We start from the raw sequence: 16,115 nt of genomic DNA, 5'->3' as shown, positions 1-16,115 counted from the left end.
ATCAACCCCTACACATCAAGTTCTTCAATAGCTTTAACGAATTTTTCACTTTCGATGAGCTCGATGAGCTTTTTGATACACTCTTTGTTTTCATCATCTTTAAATTTTTCTACGACCAGCATGATGACTTTTTTGGCTATGCTTAGGCGATAAGCCGCCGGATCTTCATAGCTTGCCACTTTGCTCATCTTTACGAAGCTGTCGCCGATCTTTGAAAGGGCTCTTGCTTTTTCGCTTGCGCTTAGCTCACTTTCTCTGATGTCTTTGACTGCTAGGCGCATCTCTTCGATGAAATTTTGATATATATTTTGCTTCTCTTCACCGCTACCGCTTAGATACGCTGTCGTTTTTGCCTCATCCCACTTGCCGTCATTTGTCTTGTAGTTTTTTATGGTTTTTACGCTTTTATTTAAAATTTCAGCTATCCGCTCGACACAAAAGCCTTTCAAATAAAGCTCTTTGGCAAGCTCTTTGATTTTTATCGTAGTGTTGTTTTCGCCCATATACTTCCTTTAAGTCGCTAGTTCATCTAAATTTAACGGTTTGTTTTTGTGCTTAAAAGCCCTGATGATCATCTTTGGCGGGCTTTTATCCTCGATTTGCGTCGGGATCTTCTTCGCTGCCATTTTTAAGAGCAGCGCATCGATCTTTTCGACCTGTTCTTTCAGGCTTTCTTTCGGGAAGTTGTTTCGCTTTTTTAGCTCGATGATGGTTAAATTTACGGCTATATCTTTTAAAAGCGGGGTCGGATTGTCAGGCAATAAAATAAACGAAGCGATGTATGAAAGCGCGTCACTTTGGCTATCATCTATAACGTCTTGATTTATTTGTCCGCTTCCCTCAAAGTCGCTTAGCTCAAGTAGCTCTTTGTTTGAAATTTCTTTGAGCAGATCATCATTATTTATCATCTTGTCTAGCTCCATAATATTTTAAGCCTTTTAATAGCCGTTAAAGGGGTATTAAAACATTTAAAACATTTTTCTAGTATGTTTACTCGTCTTTTAAATTTAAAGGGCTTCACAGCCCTTTAAATCAATTTATGCCATTTCAAGCTCAATGATCGCATCAAGTCTGTTGCAGATAGGTATAGGTCTGCTTTCGCTAACTATCGCCCAGCCCGCACCCATTGGTAGAACTTCAGGTGTAGGAGCATAGAACTTTGTCGGAGCTCTTCCTACGGCTGAAGTATGGTTCGCTCTGGTATAGACGATCTCGAACATCTCACTACTTTGAGGAACCACTACCGCTTGCTTGCCACTCATATAGCTTGTTGGCTTTCCTTTAGAGTTCTTGTATGTTGCGTCATAAGGTACAAATGCCTTGCCAAAAATCTCAAGGGCTAAGACGCCATTCTTATCAACTACTTTGGCTGTTTGGTTTTTTAACATCTCGGCTGCTTCAGCCTTTTTAAGAAGCTCAGCGTAAAGCTCTCTTGTGACTAGAGCTATGTAGGGTTTTGTTTGTCCCAAGACATTAGCTTGTTCTTTATCGATGTTATTAAGAAGATCTAGTAAGCTCATAGCTGACGTAATGGTTATTTTTTTACGAGCTGCGCTTAAGCTAAACAATACATTACCTTTGCCATCCATAACTTTTCCAAATATAGCGCCTATTGCCATATACTCGATCGTATTTATGATATTACTCTTTTGTCTAGCCAATTTCTTTCCTATCATAGCTGCAAGAGATTTTACTTGGTCATCTTCAGTATTGAGAGTCTTTAGCAAATTCATCTCGCTTGCAGGCAATATGCTATACTGCGGAAATCTCGGAAGTGGAACAGAGATGATAGTCTCGTCATCATTTTTGGTCACCAAATGTTCTCCATTTTCGCTAACGCTTTCAAGTATTACCCCTTCACCTTTTGTGATGATAATATCATGCGAATTTGAAAGTGTTGGTGTCCATTTTGTGAAGAAAGTATCCGTTATGAGACTTTGATCTGCTTTTGCATGATTGACGATCTCGGTCATCTTTTCAATAGTAAATTTATTTAGAAGCTCGTCCATTTTATACCTCTCTTATGATTATTTTTTGTTTGAATAGTGCAGTTTTTAGTTCAGTTGCAACGCCGGAGAGCTTTACTTCTCCTAAAACTAGCACGTCAGCTTCGCTTGTAGCAGATACGTTGTCGGCTAGCACACCAAACACAGCTGCAGCATTTGCGATAGTTGCGGTTTGATTGTCGTTTGTTACAGGCGCAAAGCTCTCGCCGCCGTTTATGCTAAACAGCACGACCCCGCATTCAAGCGCCTTTGTCGTCTCTACCTTAGCATTTACTCCAAGCACCTTGTTTACCACTATGTCCCCGTAGGTTTTTGGTTTGATTTGTTCATTTGTTGGCATTATTCTTCTCCTAAAGCATATTTAACAATGTCTATTTCGTTGCTTTTACTTTTATTCTCAAACATATCGTTTGGTAAATTTAGCTTTTGCTGCGGGACGACCGCACCTTTTAAAAACTCCTCAAAGCCTGCAAGGTTCGCCTTTGCGTAGCCTAGAGCCCACTCTTTTTGAGAAGTAGGGATTTTATTGGCTACGATCGCAGCTTCTACTTTAGCCTCCGCTATTTGAGTCCTCAAGGATTCAAGCTCGGTTTGCGAAGCGTTTAGTTGATTTTTGAGTTCAGCGATCTGCGCTTCATATTGAACGCTGTTATCAGCATCTCGCCCTTCGGGCTGTGTGTTTGGATTTTTATCCGCCATATTTTGCTCCTTTATTAGTTGGTTGAAATTTTTGTTGATTTTAACTTCGCCGAGCTCATCGAGAAACGGCGTATTGGTCAGTGCAACACTTTCTAACCTCACACCGATATTGGCACCAGTCTTTTGATCGACCGCACTAAAATTAAATACCGGGCTAAGATAGCGATACTCTTCGTTTTTGATGTATTCAAGCGCTCTATCGGTCCACTTTACCTTGCCCCAAAGCTCGCTATCATCTTTTGCGCTCCAAACCTCGGTAATCCAGCCAGCCGCCGGAGCCTCCCCGCCCCAAAGACTTTGATGCTCGTAATCGACTACTAGATCTATCTTGCGGCTATCAAAATTTTCTTTCATCCTTTGAATGTCGAGCTTGTCAACCCTGAAAGCGCCGGAGTGATGACCGTTCCACTCGCCGGTCACGGCAAGTAAAATTTCATGTTCCTTTTTGTCTTTTACCTCTTTTAGCGCGTAAAGCCTACCTTGAAACAGCATTCTTATTCTCCTGTCAAAAATTCATCTTTTTGCAAAAACTCGGTCTCGATCTCGCGTGTGAGTACATAGACATATCCATAATCGGTTATGTTGTTTATCCTTACTTTTAGGGTTTTTGGCTTGATTTGAAACTCATTTGCAAGATTTGAATTTCTAAGCAATTCATCTATCTTTTCACATAAGCCAAGAGCTTTAAATTTATTTTCTTGACGGTAATTTTGAGCTTTGCTTGAAGTGCAGGCTAATATATGAATATTATATGTAGCGCTTCTTGCTACTATGTTGTCATATTTCTCGCTTGCAAATTCAACGAATACGAAACTTTCGCCACCTTTTATGAGCAGCTCCATCTCGTCTTTGTTTTCAAACTCACCAAGATATGGCCTTGTGTTCTCGCAAATCTCTTTTATGGTGGCGAGCAGGTCTTTTTCAAACTCTACAAACATCATTATCCTTTTCATCTTTGCTGGCAATTATGGAGTTTTTAAACCCAAAAATCTAATAACGTTTTTTGATAAAAAATCGTGTCAAAAAATAATGATGGATTTTGAGGAATAGTTGGCGTAATATGCCGTCAAAAATCAGATAGGAGCAACGATGAGCCTACTTTCAAGCATCAAAGAAAACGAAGGCTTTGATAGCCACGTATATGAAGACACAAGAGGCTATCCGACGGTCGGGTATGGCTTTAAAGTATCTTCACTCACGCGTGATGAGCTAGCTCTCAATGGCGGCAAGGTAGAGCCTATGAGCCGCGAGGTGGCGGATCAAATCTTAAATTTAAAAATTAAAAAGCTTAAAGATGAAGTATTCAGCGCCTTTTCTTGGCTTACTGATAAACCAAAAAACGTACAAGACGTGGTAATAGAAATGTGTTATCAAATAGGAGTGCCAGGCGTAAAGAAATTCGTCACTACGCTTCATCACATCAGAGTCGGCGAATATCGTCAGGCTTATCAAAGTGGTATGAACTCGCTTTGGGCAAAGCAAACTCCTAATCGTGCAAAAAAGGTTTTAAATGGACTTTTTAACGAGTAAATTCTTGTCTATTTTTGGCTTTGGGCTGGCTGCATTTGCGGGCATTCTTTGCCTAAATCTATTTTTGGAAAATTCAAAGCTTGAGAGCGTGAATTCTCTTCTAAATAGTGAGTTGGAGGCTTGCAACGAAAAGCAAGAGCGTCTCACGAAAGACTACGTCACAAGCTCAAATAATCTAAACGCTTGCAATGCCCGTATCGCTTTACAAAACGAAGCCATCAAATCAGCACAGGTAAAGACCGAGGTCAAAGAGTCGCCTGCAGCCGCTAAGATCAAGAAAATTTATATCGAGAATAAAAGCTGCGAGGCGGAGTTAAAAGCTTATAAGGAGCTATTTGAATGAAAATTTTACTGCTTATGTGCCTAACGTTGCTTTTATTCAGCGGCTGTGCTAGTAATCAGCCAAAAGAGCCGCATATCATATATAAAGATGTGCTCGTACCGGTCAGATGTAACGCTGATATGCCTGTAAGGCCGCTGAATAAAGGAAATTTCGAAAGCCATAAAGCTTTGATGATCTATTACCTGCAGTGTGAGGATCTACTTAGGCAATGTATAGGGGAGAGTAAATGAATAGAGATTATACGGCAGAGGGTAGCACTATCATAAACGGACAAGATGGGACTGATGACATAATCAGGGAACTTGGTCACGCGATAAATGGTGCGGGTGGCTGGGGACTGAATGAATTTTTGGTATTTTTGGTGCTTATATTTGTTGCACTCATCTTGATCATATTTTATTTTTCGCAAAGATCCTCAGCCAAGATGACTGATCTTGTTATACGCGCAAACGAGAAAAATAATGAGGTCGTAAATAATAATACCTTTGCGATGAGAAATTTAGCTGAAAAGATGAGAGACAATCATAACGCCAACAATAAAAAGTTAAACGAGATACATGACGACGTCAAAGAGATAAAGGATAGGCTCAAATGATAGAGCTTGGCATTATAAGTGAAATATCCGGCGACAGGGCGCGTGTAACTATCGGCTCCATGGTGACTGATTTTTTGCCCGTCATGCAGCTAGCAAACTCTTTTGTCAGAAGCTGGACTCCGATCAGAGTCGGCGAGCAGTGTGCCGTGCTTCCTATTCGTGGTAGCCTAAATGCCGGCATAGTGCTTCGAGGCATTTATCAAAGCGCTCACTTGGCACCAAGCACCGATGAAAACAAGCAAATTTGCGTCTTCGAGGATGGCGTAAAGATAAGCTACGATGTAAGTAACTCTACACTTGAGATTTCAAGCCCGAAGCAAATAAATATAACCTGCGAGAATGTGAACGTAAAAGCTAAAAACGTAAAGGTAGAGGCAACCGACACCCAAATAAAAAGCCCAAGCATAAAGCTTCTTGGCAATACCTTAATACAAGGCAGCATAAACACAGCAGGAACCGGTGGGGGCAGCGGAAGCTTCGAGATAAACGGGAATGTGAAAATAACGGGCTCGATCAGCGCAGGTGGCGACGCTAAATTTGGTGGTAGCGTAAGCGACAGCAGAGGCGATCTCACAAATCACACAAATAACGGATATGCAAGGGACTAAGATGAAATATCTAGCAACTATCGAAGAGAGTATCAAAGATATACTCCTCACTCCACTGGGATCTCGCGTCATGCTGCCCGATTATGGCAGCCGTATATTTGAGCTTATAGATAGAAAAGTAGATGATGAATTTCGTGCGGATCTTGCCTGCTACGTCATCGAAGCTATCGAAAAGTGGGAAACTCGCATAAAGATAGATGAAGTGAAGCTAATAAGCCTAAAAGATCATAGGCTAAATTTTAAAGTAGTTTTAACCAGTGGCGATGAGATAGGGATTGAAATATGAAGTTAGAAAATTTGCCATATCCAAACGTCATCGAAGAGCTAAATTTTAACGAGCTTTTAAAGGGCATTAAAGAGCTTTTTAAAAGCTATTTGAATGACGATGAAGTTTCTTTGCTTGAAAGCGATCGTTTCTCTGCGCTTCTTGAAACGCTTGCATATCGTGAGCTGCTTTTAAGGGCAAGGATAAATGAAAGCGTGAAAAGTATGCTTTTACCTTATGCCTCAGGCAGTGATCTTGACAATGTCGTTGCGATCTATGGTATCGAAAGACTTCAAGGAGAAAAGCCAACAGCGGGCATCGAGCTTTGCCTGTCTACCCTAAAAGATAGCGATACCATCGTGCCTGCAAAGAGCGTATTCAGAAGTGAAAAAGGGGGTATCGCCATCCTCAAAGATAGCGTAGTCATCAAACGCGGCGAGCTAAAAGCCACCGGTAAAATAGTTCTTGATGAGTTTATTAAGGAAAGCACGGTCAAATGCGAACTCATTCAAACTCCGCTACCTTTTGTACTCAAAGCCAAACAAACATCAAATTTTAGCGGCGGAGCTGACAAAGAAAGCGATGATAGGCTTAGGCAAAGAGCTGTGCTTTCGCTGGAGAGATTTTCAACGGCTGGAAGCGCAAAAGCATATATTTATCAAGCATTATCTGCAAACGCAAAGGTTGAGGAAGTAAGCGTGCTAAACGGCGGTCCCGGCATCGTGAATGTCTATCTAAAAACCTCCGATATGAGCGAAGCAACAAGAGCTAGCGTAGAGGATCATCTAGGCGGTGAAAAGGTCAGACCGCTCACTGATACAGTGAATGTCAAAAACGCGACTATCAAAGATATCCAGATCACAGCCCAGCTTGAGTTAACAGATATGTTTTTGCAAGATGAGATCGATAAGGTTATCAAATCAAGCAGGAGCAGTTTAAGTTTAGGCGAGGATCTAAATTTAAGCTATATCTACTCCACGCTTCATAAAAATGGGGTTTACAGGGTAAATTTAAAAACTCCCGCTGCCGACATAAAAGTAAATGATGATAGCTTCATAAGGCTAAATTTCAATCTAAGCTACAAAAAGGCCGAGCTATGAGCCTGCTACCAAATCATAAAAGCAAACTTGATAAGCTGCTTGATGAGCTATTCGGGCTTAGATTCGATGGTCTTGACATCAGTGCAATAAATACGCTCGCGGGTTCTTGCCCGGCTTCTTTGCTACCTATCCTAGCCGCAAGCTTTGATGTGGATATAGACGGGCTAAATGAAACGAATGCTAGGTGGCTTATAAAAAACGCCTTTAAAATTCACTTTTATAGCGGTTCGTTTTACGCTGTAAAAAAGGCGGTGCAAAGCGTAGATAGCGGAGCGGTGATCATCGAGGGTAACCTAAATCAAAAATATGACGGATCCATCGAGTATAACAAAAGTAGGTTTTACGGCTCTAACACACACTGGGCGGAGTATAGCATCATTGCTAGCATCCCCCTTTCAAAGCAAAAAGCAAAACAAATAAGCGACGCCGCCAAGAGTGCAGCTCCTGCAAGGTGTGTGCTTGTAAGCATAGATCATAGAGCAAGCGGCGTGATCTACGACGGGCAAATAAAATATAACGATCAATTCAACTATGGAGCATACAATGGCTAACCTAAAAGAAGAAAACAAGTGGGAAGAAGGCATCTATCAGCTTGAAGTCACCGACCCGGTGGTTGGCGGGATAGACGGTATCTCAAACAAGCAAGCAAAACAGCTGGCAAATAGGACGAAATTCCTAAAAGAGAATATAAATACTCTAAATGATGGAAAGCTTGGTAAAGAAGAAACAGCGGTCAATAGCAAAAAGCTAGACGACAAAACAGCTGATGCCTTTGCTCAGCTTGCAAAAGAAAATACCTTTACTAAGCCTTTAGTTATCGGTAGTGAGGGGGTATTTCACGCAAATAACAATAATAGCCACTTTTTAATCGAGGCTAAAAACAAAGGTCAAGCTATAGGTCTTGGCACCCCAAAACCTGATGGCGCACCAGTGTGGCATTACTTCACACACGAAGGCTTTAGGACGGATGCTAGCGTTAATGCCGGGGTCTTAAAAATCAAAGGTGTGAATACAGATGAAATCTATCTCAAGAAAGATGAAGCAAGCGACGGCACTCCGATAGGTGCATACCTGGCGTGGAGCTCTGAAAGCAAAATCCCGGCAGGCTATTTGCTTTGCGATGGACGCGAAATTTCAAAGAGCGAATACAAAGAACTATATGAGATCATTGGTGATACATACGGCACACCAAGCGATACAAGCAAATTCAAGCTACCGAAATTCAACGACGGACGCTTCATGCGTGGTACTGGCGGAAATGCTGCAGCTCTTGGTGCTTTGCAAGGCGACGAAATAAAGGAACATAGCCACTACGTATGGTATGGGAACAATGAAACAGAGCTAGTAGCAGCGGGCAGTAACTCCTTTGGAAAAAATCCAAGAAACGACGGCAACACTAGGTTTCGTTTTTCCACTACGAATGCCGGCGGTATCGAAACAAGACCTCAAAACAGCGCAGTAGTTTTCATCATCAAAGCCAAAAATGTCAGAGAGGCCAAACAATCTGACATCGACAAAACACCATACGCTACTGAGACAAAAGCTGGTCTCATCAAAATCAAAAACTCTATCACTGGGCAGCAAGAGGACGTAGCCGTGAGCGAGAAAGCGGTCGCAGGTATTTCAAGCATCGGCATCAATCAAACTTGGCAGGATATGACTAGCCAGAGGCAAATTGGTATCACATATACAAACACTACGGATAGACCTATGATGGTGTCTATCACCACGAACGACAATTTGGCGGAGCTATTCACAAACAACATAAAAGCTGCAGTAGGAAATGACGGCTCGAATGCTCTCACTAGTCTTTGTGCCATCATCCCAAGCAAAGCAACATATGCTCTTAAAGGCTCGACCACGCTATATCACTGGGCCGAACTACGATAAAGGAACAACAAATGAAATACTTCAAAGACCAACAAAATCAAATCTACGCACTAGATGAGAAAGACGTAGCAGAATTTAAAAAATCAGAATGGATCGAAATTTTAAAAAAAGAAGTGGATGAGATACTCAATCCCGCACCAAGCAAAGAACAGCTAAAGCAAAAAGAGCTAGCCGAACTAGAGGAGCAAATCAAAGAGACTGAGGGCTACATCCGCCACGCCATACTCATCGGAAACGATAGCGTGCTATCCGAACTTCGCGAGGAATACAAAGAACTCCTCGCCCAAAAAGAAAATCTGACAAAAGGAGACGAGCAATGAGAAAAAGAGTCAAACGCTGCGAGATCTGCAGCTCAAAGCTAGACACAAAAGGCGAGTGCACCTGGGATGGTTGTCCGAAAAGCCCAAAGTATGAAACCGACTCAAAAGAGCTAGAAAACACAGAAAAAACCGAAAAAGGTAAAAAATGAGAATATCTAAAAAACAAATTTGCCAAATCCTAACAAACGTAATCATCGAGCTTCCGTTTGAAATTTTGGCATTTCTAGTAGTTCCGATCGCAGTAGCCTTTTGCAAAAAAGAGGACGAACACTTGCCACATTGGGCGAGCTGGTTTGATGACCCAGACTATGGCATCAACGGCGATGAGGGCTGGAAAAACGAACACTTTCCGGGAAAAGAAAGGACATACTATGCTCGCTTGCGCTGGCTGCTTAGAAATCGTATCGGTGTTTTTTCGGTCAAATTTCTAGGTGTGAGAGTGAGAGACATCGAGCCGTCAAGCGTGATCACGCAAGGCAATCCAAAAATCACTTCAAATGGCGGCATCGTATCTGATTGGTGTCTAGTGATCTGCAAGCTCAAAAACGGCAAAGAGCGTTTCGGATACTACCGAACTATCAGATACGGCGGAATTCTCAAGAATTTCTATTGTCGCATATATCTTGGCTGGAAGCTGATGGACGTGGCAGGTATGAATGAGATGAACGCACATACATATCTTGAAGCGGATGACAAGCCAGCGTTAAAGAGTGTGTGGGCGGTAAACCCGATAAAAAGAGTGAAACATTAAAATTTAAAAGGAGAAAACATGGCAGCAAAATACGGCGTAAACATAACGATTTCAGCAGAAGCAGCAAGACCTATACAGGTCGAGACTACGACTCCGATCGCGATAGCTGGGTATGAAGAGCTACTTGAAAACGGTATGCACTTTTTCATGACTACGGACAAAGCGATCGATGCGATAGAGCAAAAATACGAGGCAAAGAAAAAGGCGAATCAAACATTCAAAAAAGGCAGCGTTTATAAAGCTCTGAAAGCTATCAGCGATCAAGCCGTGCAAACGCAGATCATACTCTCGGTATTCACAAAAGATGATGACGCGGATACCAATGACGAGATCACAGAATGCAAAGCAGCTATCGAAACACTCAAAAACGCAAAGTCGAAATTCGGCTATCGTCCGAACATAATCATTGCCCCCGAGTATTCTCACGAGGACGCCATAAAAGGAGCGATCGAAAAGATGAGCGAAAGGCTCAAAGCAACCGGTATAATCGATCTAAAAGCAGATGATGCAGCCTCGGCTATCACAAAAATGGCGGACTTTGGATCACGCAGGCTGATCGCAAGCTATCCAAATGTCAAAGTTTGGGATGATGAGACGAATGCTTATGTATTCGAGGGACAAAGCGCAAGGCTAGCTGGCATGATAGCTCACACTGATGGCAGCAGTGAGTTTGGATACGCCGACAGCTACTCAAACCGCGTTATGATAGGAATATCAGGCACGCAGATAGACGTAGATTTCGAGCTGGGTGAAACATGCACGGCTGATGAGCTACGCGGGGCGTATATCTCAACGATCATCAGAGAAAGTGGCTTTAGGGCATGGGGTGGTGAAACTAGCGATCAAGATACAATCTGGCAAGATCTTGCTAGGGTTAGGATATTTGATCGTATCAGCGAAGCTTGCCAAAAAGGCGTTTTATTTGCGATAGATCGCAGAGCCGATCAGCTCTATCACGCCAAACGTTCGGTTGATGAGCTACTTCGCTCATTAGTTGGTGCAAAGGTGCTTATCGGATACGAGATCAGCTGGAGCGAGAAAAACACACTTGCAAACATCACGGCAGGTAAATTTTATCTTGACGTCCGTATGCAAAACAACCCTATCGTCAAACAGCTTACGCTTGATTTCATTTATACTGACAAGTATGGTGAAAATTTACTAAACGATCTAAACAAATAAGGAGTGAAACATGGTAAAAAGACAAATACCTCAAGTAGTGCAAGAAGCAAACGTCTACATCAACGGGCAAGGCTATCTAGGCGTCGTCAAGTCTTTAACGATACCAAAGATCGAGCAAGAGATGGTAGAGATGAAAGGAGCGCTCAGCGGAAATTTTGCAAGCGGCTCAATAAAGGCCGTTGAGATGGAATTTAAGCTAAATATCCTCGATAAAAACATGTTCTTAGGATACGGCTTAAACACTTGGAAAAACAGAATTCCATTTTTATTCAAGGCAAGCATATTTCAAGCCGGCCGTGAGCCGATGCCGTTTTCAATGGCGGTCACAGGAGACATCGTCGAGATAGATCCGGGTAGCTTTGAAAGCGGCAAAGAGATGGAGGTAAATGTGAAGCTTGCGGTGCATTTTTTAGATCTAAATATCGATAAGATCCCGATGATAGTGTTTGACGTGGAAAACATGATCTGCCTTATCGGTGGAGTGGATTACCTGGCAAAAGTCAGGTCAAATTTAAGCGAATAAAAAAGGATAAAAGATGAGTAAAGATGTAAATAACGAAATCTCAGAGAACAACGAAAAATATAAGGTCGTCACGCTTAGCGATGGCACGCAGATAAAGATCAGATACCCAAAAGGAAAGGATCTACGATTTGCGATGAGCGGCGGCAATATGAATGATGCAGACATCATATTTAGACTTGCAAGCAATCTTACTTGCCTAAGTCCTGATGAGCTTGATGAAATGGGGGCAAAGGATTGTTCGGCGATCCTCAAAGAGGTAGGCGGTTTTTTAGCCTAGCCCCCTCTTATGAAGGGGTGGCACTTATAGCTCACGTGCTTCATTTCTCCTATACGGAAATCATGGAGCTTTATGTGAACGAATATCGCAGATTCTTAGAGATAGCTGAGAAAATTTTAAAGGCTGGTGCGAGTGCGTAAGCGCTCTCGTATCACCTTATCAAAAAATCCTAAAACGATGTTTAGGGCAAAAAAGGTTAGCGGATAGGTGGCGATCATAAGCACTAAAGCTACAAATATACGAGACATAAGATCTAGCTCGCTAAACGTAGACGCGCAAAAGCCTAACGCGAACGCGATACTAAAGATTATGTATTCGTAGAGTTTTACTCTATATTTCATATATGTATTTATAGCTTTCATGTGCTTATTTTAGCAAATTTTTTATCAAAAAGGTATTCTATGCAAAACGAAGTTCTTGGTATATCGATCGGAGTGGCGATAAAAGGCATCGCCGAGATCATAAAATTAAAAGGAACCTTTGAAAATTTAAAGAAGAGCATCAAAGACTCTAACGGTAATTTAAAGACCTTTTCAAGAGATCTAGCAAAAATAAGACTGGCTGATAGAAAGATACTTAAATTTAAAGCCGATAGAGAGAGCCTAAAACGTGAGCTTTTAAGCGTTACAGAGCTTTTGCTTCGTGGTGGAGCGATCGTAGCGCCCATAAAGCTTGCGATGGATTATGAAAGCTCGATGGCCGACGTAAAAAAGGTAGTCGATTTTACGTCAAAGGCAGAATTTAATAAATTTAGTAATGATCTTTTGGGGCTAAGCAGATCTATACCGCTATCGGCTCAAGAGTTAGCTACTATCACGGCGTCAGGAGGACAGCTCGGTATTGCGAAAAACGATCTTATGGACTTTACGAAGATCGTAGCGAAAATGGGTGTTGCCTTTGATATGAGCTCAGCCGATGCAGGCGATAGCATAGCATCAATGATGAACGTATACAGCTTAGGCATGAAAGATGTCGAAAAACTAGGTGATACGATAAACCATCTAAGTGATAACTCGGCAGCAAAAGCAAGAGACATAGTTGAGGCAATGAAGCGAATCGGTGGTTCAGCAAAGGTATTCGGGCTTAGTGCGGATGAGGCAAGCGCATTAGCTAGTAGCTTTATAGCTCTTGGTAAGCCGCCTCAGGTCGCAGGAACGGCCATAAATGCGCTTTTAAACAAGCTTCAAACCGCCCCAAAACAAGGCAAAGCCTTTCAAGAAGCTTTAGGCAAGATAGGTATGGATGCAAACTACGTCAAGACTATGATACAAAACAACCCGCAAAAGGCGCTAGAAACATTTTTATCTTCACTTGAAGGCGTGAACAAGAATGAAAAGATGAGTATCTTGACCGATCTTTTCGGGGCTGAATTCAGTGACGATATGGCTCTACTCGTTTCAAGTCTCGATGAATATAGAAAAGCGCTCAAGCTTTCGAGGGATGAAGCCAAGAACGGCTCGCTCGATAGAGAATTCAAAAACAGAAGTGAAACGACCGCAAACTCGCTTCAGCTTTTACAAAACGCTGTCAGTGAGCTTGGTATCAATATCGGCTCTGTATTTTTGCCCGCCATCTCAAAGATCGCAGCTGCTTTGGCATCATTTGTGAATGGCATAGTGAACATCACCAGCAAAGTACCCGGACTGACTTCTGTCTTAGGATTTTTAAGCGCTGGATTTTTGCTTTTAAAGCCAGTGATCTTAGCTGTCAAATTTGCTTCAAGCTACTTAAAAGAAAGCTGGATGATTGGCATGAAAACACTTGCTATGATGAACATAAAAATCAAGCAAGCGACAGTCTTTCTAAGAAATTTAAATATCGTAAAACGCCTATCAGCCGTTATTTCAAACACGTATGCAGCGGCAAATAGAGCACTAGCCATAACATTTAATTTTTTAAAGGCTAGTATATTTACGACTGCTGGAGCGATGAAGATCCTACGCCTTGCCCTCATATCGACCGGTATCGGTGCTTTGGTAGTTGGCATTGGTATGGCGGCTGCATGGCTCATTGAAAACTGGGACAAAGTCAAAGCGTGGTTTAGTTCTTTTAGTGATTGGCTTGGCAAGATATTCGATCCGGTCGTAGAGTGGTTTAAGAATATATTTGGCGGCTTCTTTGACTGGATTAGTGAAAAATTTGCATGGATAAGTGATACGATAGGAACGGTAGGCGATGCTTTGGGCAGTGCATGGAAAGGCACAAAAGAATTTTTTGGCTTTGGAGATGAAGAAGAATCAAAACAAGAGAGCAAACAAAGCGATGAGAGCTTTTTTAGCTCGATGTTTGGTGAAAAAGACGCGCCACAGATAAAACAAACCGCAAAAGCATTAGCTACCACGAGCGGCAACATAACCATAAATTTAAATGGCGGCTTTAATATCGCCACAAGCGAGGGCAGATTTGATCTAAGCGAGTTTGAAAGAGCACTCACTCAAAGCGTCAAACGAGCGATACAGCGAGATCAATTTAATCAAGCAAATACCGAAATAAGAGAGTAAAAAATGGTCTTAAATTTGGGCGGCTTTAAATTTAGTTGGAAGCAGGTAGGCAGCATCAGTATCGAAACCGAGTTTGGTATCAGCTCGAATGAGCGTATAGCAAATTATGAGGCTATATTTAGAGCAAATTTGGGCAATCAAACTATCAATATCGAAGGACAGACTCTACCATGCCGAGGAGACAAACAAACTGCTCTAAAAAGACTTTACGAATTAGCAAATTTAGCCAGTAGTTATCCACTCACGAATGGGGCGGGCAAGTATTTCGGACGGTTTGTCATCACAAAAATCAGCGAGAAACAAGCCGTATTCACAGCAGATGGACTATTTTTCACTCAGACTTTTACGATGGAATTAAAGAGGGATTATGATTTATAAGGCAAAAGACAACGAGAGGCTGGACACTGTAGTATTCAAGTATTACGGACATTTGAGATTTTTCGAGCAGGTGCTGGCCGTAAATCCAAAGCTAAAACCGATACTCAAAGCCGGCAATGATGTGATACTGCCTGAATTCAAGGAAGTAAAATCCAAGGAACAAGCAAAGCTATGGTAAGAAAGCCAAATTTTAAGCTCATAGCTAAAGGCACTGACATCACCCAGACGATCAGAGCAAATCTCATCGAAATAGGCTTTGATGATAAAGAAGGTAGCAAAAGCGATGAGATCAGCATAAAGGTAAACGGAATATTTGCAAAGCCAGTATTTGGCGATAAACTGGAACTTTATCTTGGATACGGTGAGGATCTATACCTTTGCGGATCTTTTAGCGTGCAGACTGCAACCCGTGACCACAAAGCAAATACGACCGAAGTCAGAGCAACGGCAGTCAATTTCGCAAGCCCAGTGAAAGAAAAGAAACGCAGGAGCTGGGAGAATACCACTATATTTGCGATTGCTCGTAAAATAGCCGAGCAGAATAACCTCTCAAGTAAAACGAGCGGAGATGATCAACCTATAGCTTCAAGATTGCAAAACAATGTGAGCGATCTTGAATTTCTTTACGGACTTTGCTTTGAGACAGGCTATAAGGCACTCGTCAAAAACAACACTATCGTCATCACTCCTATGGACGCCAAAGGAGATGAGAGCCAGACCTCAAATACCCCGAGAAATGAAAACCTGCCTAAATTTGAACTCAGTCTCAACGAGCTTTTCTCTCTTGAAATCACCGAGGCAAACAGAAACAGCTATACGGCGGTGATACTTGAATGGCAAGATGTGAGCGAGGGAAAGACAAAGAGTATCAAGGTAGGAAGTGGCGAGCAGGTCTATAAAATGCAGATCCCGCAGCCAAAAACAGATAGCGAAGCTTTTAAACAAGGTGAATCAAAGCTAAACGAACTGCAACGTGGTGGAATAAATGGCAGATGCTCATTGCCAGGAGCAAACATAGTAGCAGGCGGAAAACTGAAATTTAAAGGCATCACTGGGCTAGAAAATAATGAATTTACTATTAAAAGCGTGGAGCATAGGCTGACAAGCAAAGATTATACATGTGAGGTGGAGTTTGAAGGGTAAAAGG

The 16,115-nt window shown here is 42.1% G+C and carries 26 protein-coding genes; 19 read left to right on the top strand and 7 right to left on the bottom strand.

Features of this window, described 5'->3' with window-relative positions:
• Positions 1–8: 8 nt before the first annotated feature.
• The 6 genes from HMPREF1139_RS04725 to HMPREF1139_RS04700 all read right to left on the bottom strand — a co-directional run bounded on the left by HMPREF1139_RS04725 (position 9) and on the right by HMPREF1139_RS04700 (position 3,643).
• Positions 9–503, bottom strand: coding sequence for a DUF1804 family protein (locus HMPREF1139_RS04725; protein WP_009650257.1), 495 nt, complete (start codon positions 501–503; stop codon positions 9–11).
• A 9-nt stretch (positions 504–512) separates the two neighbouring features.
• Positions 513–923 carry a phage protein Gp36 family protein gene (locus tag HMPREF1139_RS04720; protein ID WP_009649947.1) on the bottom strand — a complete coding sequence of 137 codons (411 nt, stop codon included), beginning with the start codon at positions 921–923 and terminating at the stop codon, positions 513–515.
• Between the two features lie 114 nt (positions 924–1,037).
• On the bottom strand, positions 1,038–2,009 hold the full coding sequence (locus HMPREF1139_RS04715) for a major capsid protein (protein ID WP_009650342.1): 972 nt from the start codon (positions 2,007–2,009) through the stop codon (positions 1,038–1,040).
• Position 2,010: 1 nt separating this feature from the next.
• Complete coding sequence (locus tag HMPREF1139_RS04710; protein WP_009650251.1) at positions 2,011–2,346, bottom strand: hypothetical protein; 336 nt, start codon at positions 2,344–2,346, stop codon at positions 2,011–2,013.
• Positions 2,346–3,197, bottom strand: coding sequence for a phage protease (locus HMPREF1139_RS04705; RefSeq protein ID WP_009650312.1), 852 nt, complete (start codon positions 3,195–3,197; stop codon positions 2,346–2,348). Before HMPREF1139_RS04705 ends, HMPREF1139_RS04710 begins: the two co-directional genes overlap by 1 nt.
• 2 nt (positions 3,198–3,199) lie before the next feature.
• On the bottom strand, positions 3,200–3,643 hold the full coding sequence (locus tag HMPREF1139_RS04700) for a hypothetical protein (RefSeq protein WP_009649976.1): 444 nt from the start codon (positions 3,641–3,643) through the stop codon (positions 3,200–3,202).
• 151 nt (positions 3,644–3,794) lie between these two features.
• Between HMPREF1139_RS04700 and HMPREF1139_RS04695 the strand changes: the two genes are divergently transcribed.
• The 15 genes from HMPREF1139_RS04695 to HMPREF1139_RS04630 are packed head-to-tail and all read left to right on the top strand — an operon-like array spanning position 3,795 to position 12,089.
• Positions 3,795–4,235, top strand: a complete 441-nt coding sequence (locus HMPREF1139_RS04695; RefSeq protein WP_009650047.1) for a glycoside hydrolase family protein — start codon at positions 3,795–3,797, stop codon at positions 4,233–4,235.
• On the top strand, positions 4,216–4,578 hold the full coding sequence (locus tag HMPREF1139_RS04690; protein ID WP_009650185.1) for a hypothetical protein: 363 nt from the start codon (positions 4,216–4,218) through the stop codon (positions 4,576–4,578). The genes HMPREF1139_RS04695 and HMPREF1139_RS04690 overlap by 20 nt, the downstream gene beginning before the upstream one ends.
• Positions 4,575–4,808 (top strand): hypothetical protein, encoded by a 234-nt coding sequence (locus HMPREF1139_RS04685; RefSeq protein WP_009650051.1) that lies wholly within the window; start codon positions 4,575–4,577, stop codon positions 4,806–4,808. The genes HMPREF1139_RS04690 and HMPREF1139_RS04685 overlap by 4 nt, the downstream gene beginning before the upstream one ends.
• Complete coding sequence (locus HMPREF1139_RS04680; protein WP_009650031.1) at positions 4,805–5,173, top strand: hypothetical protein; 369 nt, start codon at positions 4,805–4,807, stop codon at positions 5,171–5,173. Before HMPREF1139_RS04685 ends, HMPREF1139_RS04680 begins: the two co-directional genes overlap by 4 nt.
• Entirely contained in the window at positions 5,170–5,781 is a 612-nt protein-coding gene (locus tag HMPREF1139_RS04675) for a phage baseplate assembly protein V (protein WP_009650082.1), read from the top strand. The genes HMPREF1139_RS04680 and HMPREF1139_RS04675 overlap by 4 nt, the downstream gene beginning before the upstream one ends.
• Position 5,782: 1 nt before the next feature.
• Positions 5,783–6,067, top strand: a complete 285-nt coding sequence (locus tag HMPREF1139_RS04670) for a GPW/gp25 family protein (protein WP_009650199.1) — start codon at positions 5,783–5,785, stop codon at positions 6,065–6,067.
• Entirely contained in the window at positions 6,064–7,146 is a 1,083-nt protein-coding gene (locus HMPREF1139_RS04665; protein WP_009650032.1) for a baseplate assembly protein, read from the top strand. The genes HMPREF1139_RS04670 and HMPREF1139_RS04665 overlap by 4 nt, the downstream gene beginning before the upstream one ends.
• Positions 7,143–7,697 (top strand): phage tail protein, encoded by a 555-nt coding sequence (locus tag HMPREF1139_RS04660; protein ID WP_009650357.1) that lies wholly within the window; start codon positions 7,143–7,145, stop codon positions 7,695–7,697. The genes HMPREF1139_RS04665 and HMPREF1139_RS04660 overlap by 4 nt, the downstream gene beginning before the upstream one ends.
• On the top strand, positions 7,690–9,036 hold the full coding sequence (locus HMPREF1139_RS04655) for a tail fiber protein (RefSeq protein WP_009650075.1): 1,347 nt from the start codon (positions 7,690–7,692) through the stop codon (positions 9,034–9,036). The genes HMPREF1139_RS04660 and HMPREF1139_RS04655 overlap by 8 nt, the downstream gene beginning before the upstream one ends.
• An 11-nt stretch (positions 9,037–9,047) precedes the next feature.
• Entirely contained in the window at positions 9,048–9,356 is a 309-nt protein-coding gene (locus HMPREF1139_RS04650; RefSeq protein ID WP_009649937.1) for a hypothetical protein, read from the top strand.
• Positions 9,353–9,505 carry a hypothetical protein gene (locus HMPREF1139_RS11705; RefSeq protein ID WP_009650301.1) on the top strand — a complete coding sequence of 51 codons (153 nt, stop codon included), beginning with the start codon at positions 9,353–9,355 and terminating at the stop codon, positions 9,503–9,505. Before HMPREF1139_RS04650 ends, HMPREF1139_RS11705 begins: the two co-directional genes overlap by 4 nt.
• Entirely contained in the window at positions 9,502–10,107 is a 606-nt protein-coding gene (locus HMPREF1139_RS04645; protein WP_009650229.1) for a DUF7338 family protein, read from the top strand. Before HMPREF1139_RS11705 ends, HMPREF1139_RS04645 begins: the two co-directional genes overlap by 4 nt.
• 18 nt (positions 10,108–10,125) lie before the next feature.
• Entirely contained in the window at positions 10,126–11,289 is a 1,164-nt protein-coding gene (locus HMPREF1139_RS04640; RefSeq protein WP_009650219.1) for a phage tail sheath family protein, read from the top strand.
• A 10-nt stretch (positions 11,290–11,299) separates the two neighbouring features.
• The gene (locus HMPREF1139_RS04635; RefSeq protein WP_009650306.1) at positions 11,300–11,812 is read left to right on the top strand and encodes a phage major tail tube protein; all 513 of its coding nucleotides are present in this window, start codon (positions 11,300–11,302) and stop codon (positions 11,810–11,812) included.
• 13 nt (positions 11,813–11,825) lie between these two features.
• On the top strand, positions 11,826–12,089 hold the full coding sequence (locus HMPREF1139_RS04630; protein WP_009649957.1) for a phage tail assembly protein: 264 nt from the start codon (positions 11,826–11,828) through the stop codon (positions 12,087–12,089).
• A 116-nt stretch (positions 12,090–12,205) separates the two neighbouring features.
• Here HMPREF1139_RS04630 and HMPREF1139_RS04625 read toward each other — a convergent pair whose 3' ends face one another.
• Positions 12,206–12,430, bottom strand: coding sequence for a hypothetical protein (locus HMPREF1139_RS04625; RefSeq protein WP_156795015.1), 225 nt, complete (start codon positions 12,428–12,430; stop codon positions 12,206–12,208).
• A 60-nt stretch (positions 12,431–12,490) separates the two neighbouring features.
• On the opposite strand from HMPREF1139_RS04625, the gene HMPREF1139_RS11095 reads away from it, so the two are divergent.
• Genes HMPREF1139_RS11095 through HMPREF1139_RS04605 form a run of 4 tightly spaced genes read left to right on the top strand, consistent with a single transcriptional unit; the run spans position 12,491 to position 16,111 of the window.
• A complete protein-coding gene (locus HMPREF1139_RS11095) occupies positions 12,491–14,590 on the top strand; it encodes a phage tail tape measure protein (protein WP_009650236.1) in 2,100 nt (699 codons plus the stop codon).
• A gap of 3 nt (positions 14,591–14,593) precedes the next feature.
• Positions 14,594–14,968, top strand: a complete 375-nt coding sequence (locus tag HMPREF1139_RS04615; RefSeq protein ID WP_009650315.1) for a phage tail protein — start codon at positions 14,594–14,596, stop codon at positions 14,966–14,968.
• The gene (locus HMPREF1139_RS04610) at positions 14,958–15,146 is read left to right on the top strand and encodes a tail protein X (protein WP_009649425.1); all 189 of its coding nucleotides are present in this window, start codon (positions 14,958–14,960) and stop codon (positions 15,144–15,146) included. Before HMPREF1139_RS04615 ends, HMPREF1139_RS04610 begins: the two co-directional genes overlap by 11 nt.
• Positions 15,140–16,111, top strand: coding sequence for a phage late control D family protein (locus HMPREF1139_RS04605; protein ID WP_009649959.1), 972 nt, complete (start codon positions 15,140–15,142; stop codon positions 16,109–16,111). Before HMPREF1139_RS04610 ends, HMPREF1139_RS04605 begins: the two co-directional genes overlap by 7 nt.
• Positions 16,112–16,115 lie beyond the last annotated feature (4 nt).

Source organism: Campylobacter sp. FOBRC14 (genome assembly GCF_000287855.1).
In the GTDB taxonomy this organism is placed as follows: domain Bacteria; phylum Campylobacterota; class Campylobacteria; order Campylobacterales; family Campylobacteraceae; genus Campylobacter_A; species Campylobacter_A curvus.
The sequence above is the reverse complement of the archived record's forward strand: the minus strand, read 5'-3'. Positions and strand labels throughout refer to the sequence as shown.

Bases quoted from the DNA above. Each gene is read 5' to 3' on its own strand.
- HMPREF1139_RS04725 (WP_009650257.1), bottom strand. From the start codon at position 503: ATGGGCGAAAACAACACTACGATAAAAATCAAAGAGCTTGCCAAAGAG.
- HMPREF1139_RS04720 (WP_009649947.1), bottom strand. From the start codon at position 923: ATGGAGCTAGACAAGATGATAAATAATGATGATCTGCTCAAAGAAATT.
- HMPREF1139_RS04715 (WP_009650342.1), bottom strand. From the start codon at position 2,009: ATGGACGAGCTTCTAAATAAATTTACTATTGAAAAGATGACCGAGATC.
- HMPREF1139_RS04710 (WP_009650251.1), bottom strand. From the start codon at position 2,346: ATGCCAACAAATGAACAAATCAAACCAAAAACCTACGGGGACATAGTG.
- HMPREF1139_RS04705 (WP_009650312.1), bottom strand. From the start codon at position 3,197: ATGCTGTTTCAAGGTAGGCTTTACGCGCTAAAAGAGGTAAAAGACAAA.
- HMPREF1139_RS04700 (WP_009649976.1), bottom strand. From the start codon at position 3,643: ATGTTTGTAGAGTTTGAAAAAGACCTGCTCGCCACCATAAAAGAGATT.
- HMPREF1139_RS04695 (WP_009650047.1), top strand. From the start codon at position 3,795: ATGAGCCTACTTTCAAGCATCAAAGAAAACGAAGGCTTTGATAGCCAC.
- HMPREF1139_RS04690 (WP_009650185.1), top strand. From the start codon at position 4,216: ATGGACTTTTTAACGAGTAAATTCTTGTCTATTTTTGGCTTTGGGCTG.
- HMPREF1139_RS04685 (WP_009650051.1), top strand. From the start codon at position 4,575: ATGAAAATTTTACTGCTTATGTGCCTAACGTTGCTTTTATTCAGCGGC.
- HMPREF1139_RS04680 (WP_009650031.1), top strand. From the start codon at position 4,805: ATGAATAGAGATTATACGGCAGAGGGTAGCACTATCATAAACGGACAA.
- HMPREF1139_RS04675 (WP_009650082.1), top strand. From the start codon at position 5,170: ATGATAGAGCTTGGCATTATAAGTGAAATATCCGGCGACAGGGCGCGT.
- HMPREF1139_RS04670 (WP_009650199.1), top strand. From the start codon at position 5,783: ATGAAATATCTAGCAACTATCGAAGAGAGTATCAAAGATATACTCCTC.
- HMPREF1139_RS04665 (WP_009650032.1), top strand. From the start codon at position 6,064: ATGAAGTTAGAAAATTTGCCATATCCAAACGTCATCGAAGAGCTAAAT.
- HMPREF1139_RS04660 (WP_009650357.1), top strand. From the start codon at position 7,143: ATGAGCCTGCTACCAAATCATAAAAGCAAACTTGATAAGCTGCTTGAT.
- HMPREF1139_RS04655 (WP_009650075.1), top strand. From the start codon at position 7,690: ATGGCTAACCTAAAAGAAGAAAACAAGTGGGAAGAAGGCATCTATCAG.
- HMPREF1139_RS04650 (WP_009649937.1), top strand. From the start codon at position 9,048: ATGAAATACTTCAAAGACCAACAAAATCAAATCTACGCACTAGATGAG.
- HMPREF1139_RS11705 (WP_009650301.1), top strand. From the start codon at position 9,353: ATGAGAAAAAGAGTCAAACGCTGCGAGATCTGCAGCTCAAAGCTAGAC.
- HMPREF1139_RS04645 (WP_009650229.1), top strand. From the start codon at position 9,502: ATGAGAATATCTAAAAAACAAATTTGCCAAATCCTAACAAACGTAATC.
- HMPREF1139_RS04640 (WP_009650219.1), top strand. From the start codon at position 10,126: ATGGCAGCAAAATACGGCGTAAACATAACGATTTCAGCAGAAGCAGCA.
- HMPREF1139_RS04635 (WP_009650306.1), top strand. From the start codon at position 11,300: ATGGTAAAAAGACAAATACCTCAAGTAGTGCAAGAAGCAAACGTCTAC.
- HMPREF1139_RS04630 (WP_009649957.1), top strand. From the start codon at position 11,826: ATGAGTAAAGATGTAAATAACGAAATCTCAGAGAACAACGAAAAATAT.
- HMPREF1139_RS04625 (WP_156795015.1), bottom strand. From the start codon at position 12,430: ATGAAATATAGAGTAAAACTCTACGAATACATAATCTTTAGTATCGCG.
- HMPREF1139_RS11095 (WP_009650236.1), top strand. From the start codon at position 12,491: ATGCAAAACGAAGTTCTTGGTATATCGATCGGAGTGGCGATAAAAGGC.
- HMPREF1139_RS04615 (WP_009650315.1), top strand. From the start codon at position 14,594: ATGGTCTTAAATTTGGGCGGCTTTAAATTTAGTTGGAAGCAGGTAGGC.
- HMPREF1139_RS04610 (WP_009649425.1), top strand. From the start codon at position 14,958: ATGATTTATAAGGCAAAAGACAACGAGAGGCTGGACACTGTAGTATTC.
- HMPREF1139_RS04605 (WP_009649959.1), top strand. From the start codon at position 15,140: ATGGTAAGAAAGCCAAATTTTAAGCTCATAGCTAAAGGCACTGACATC.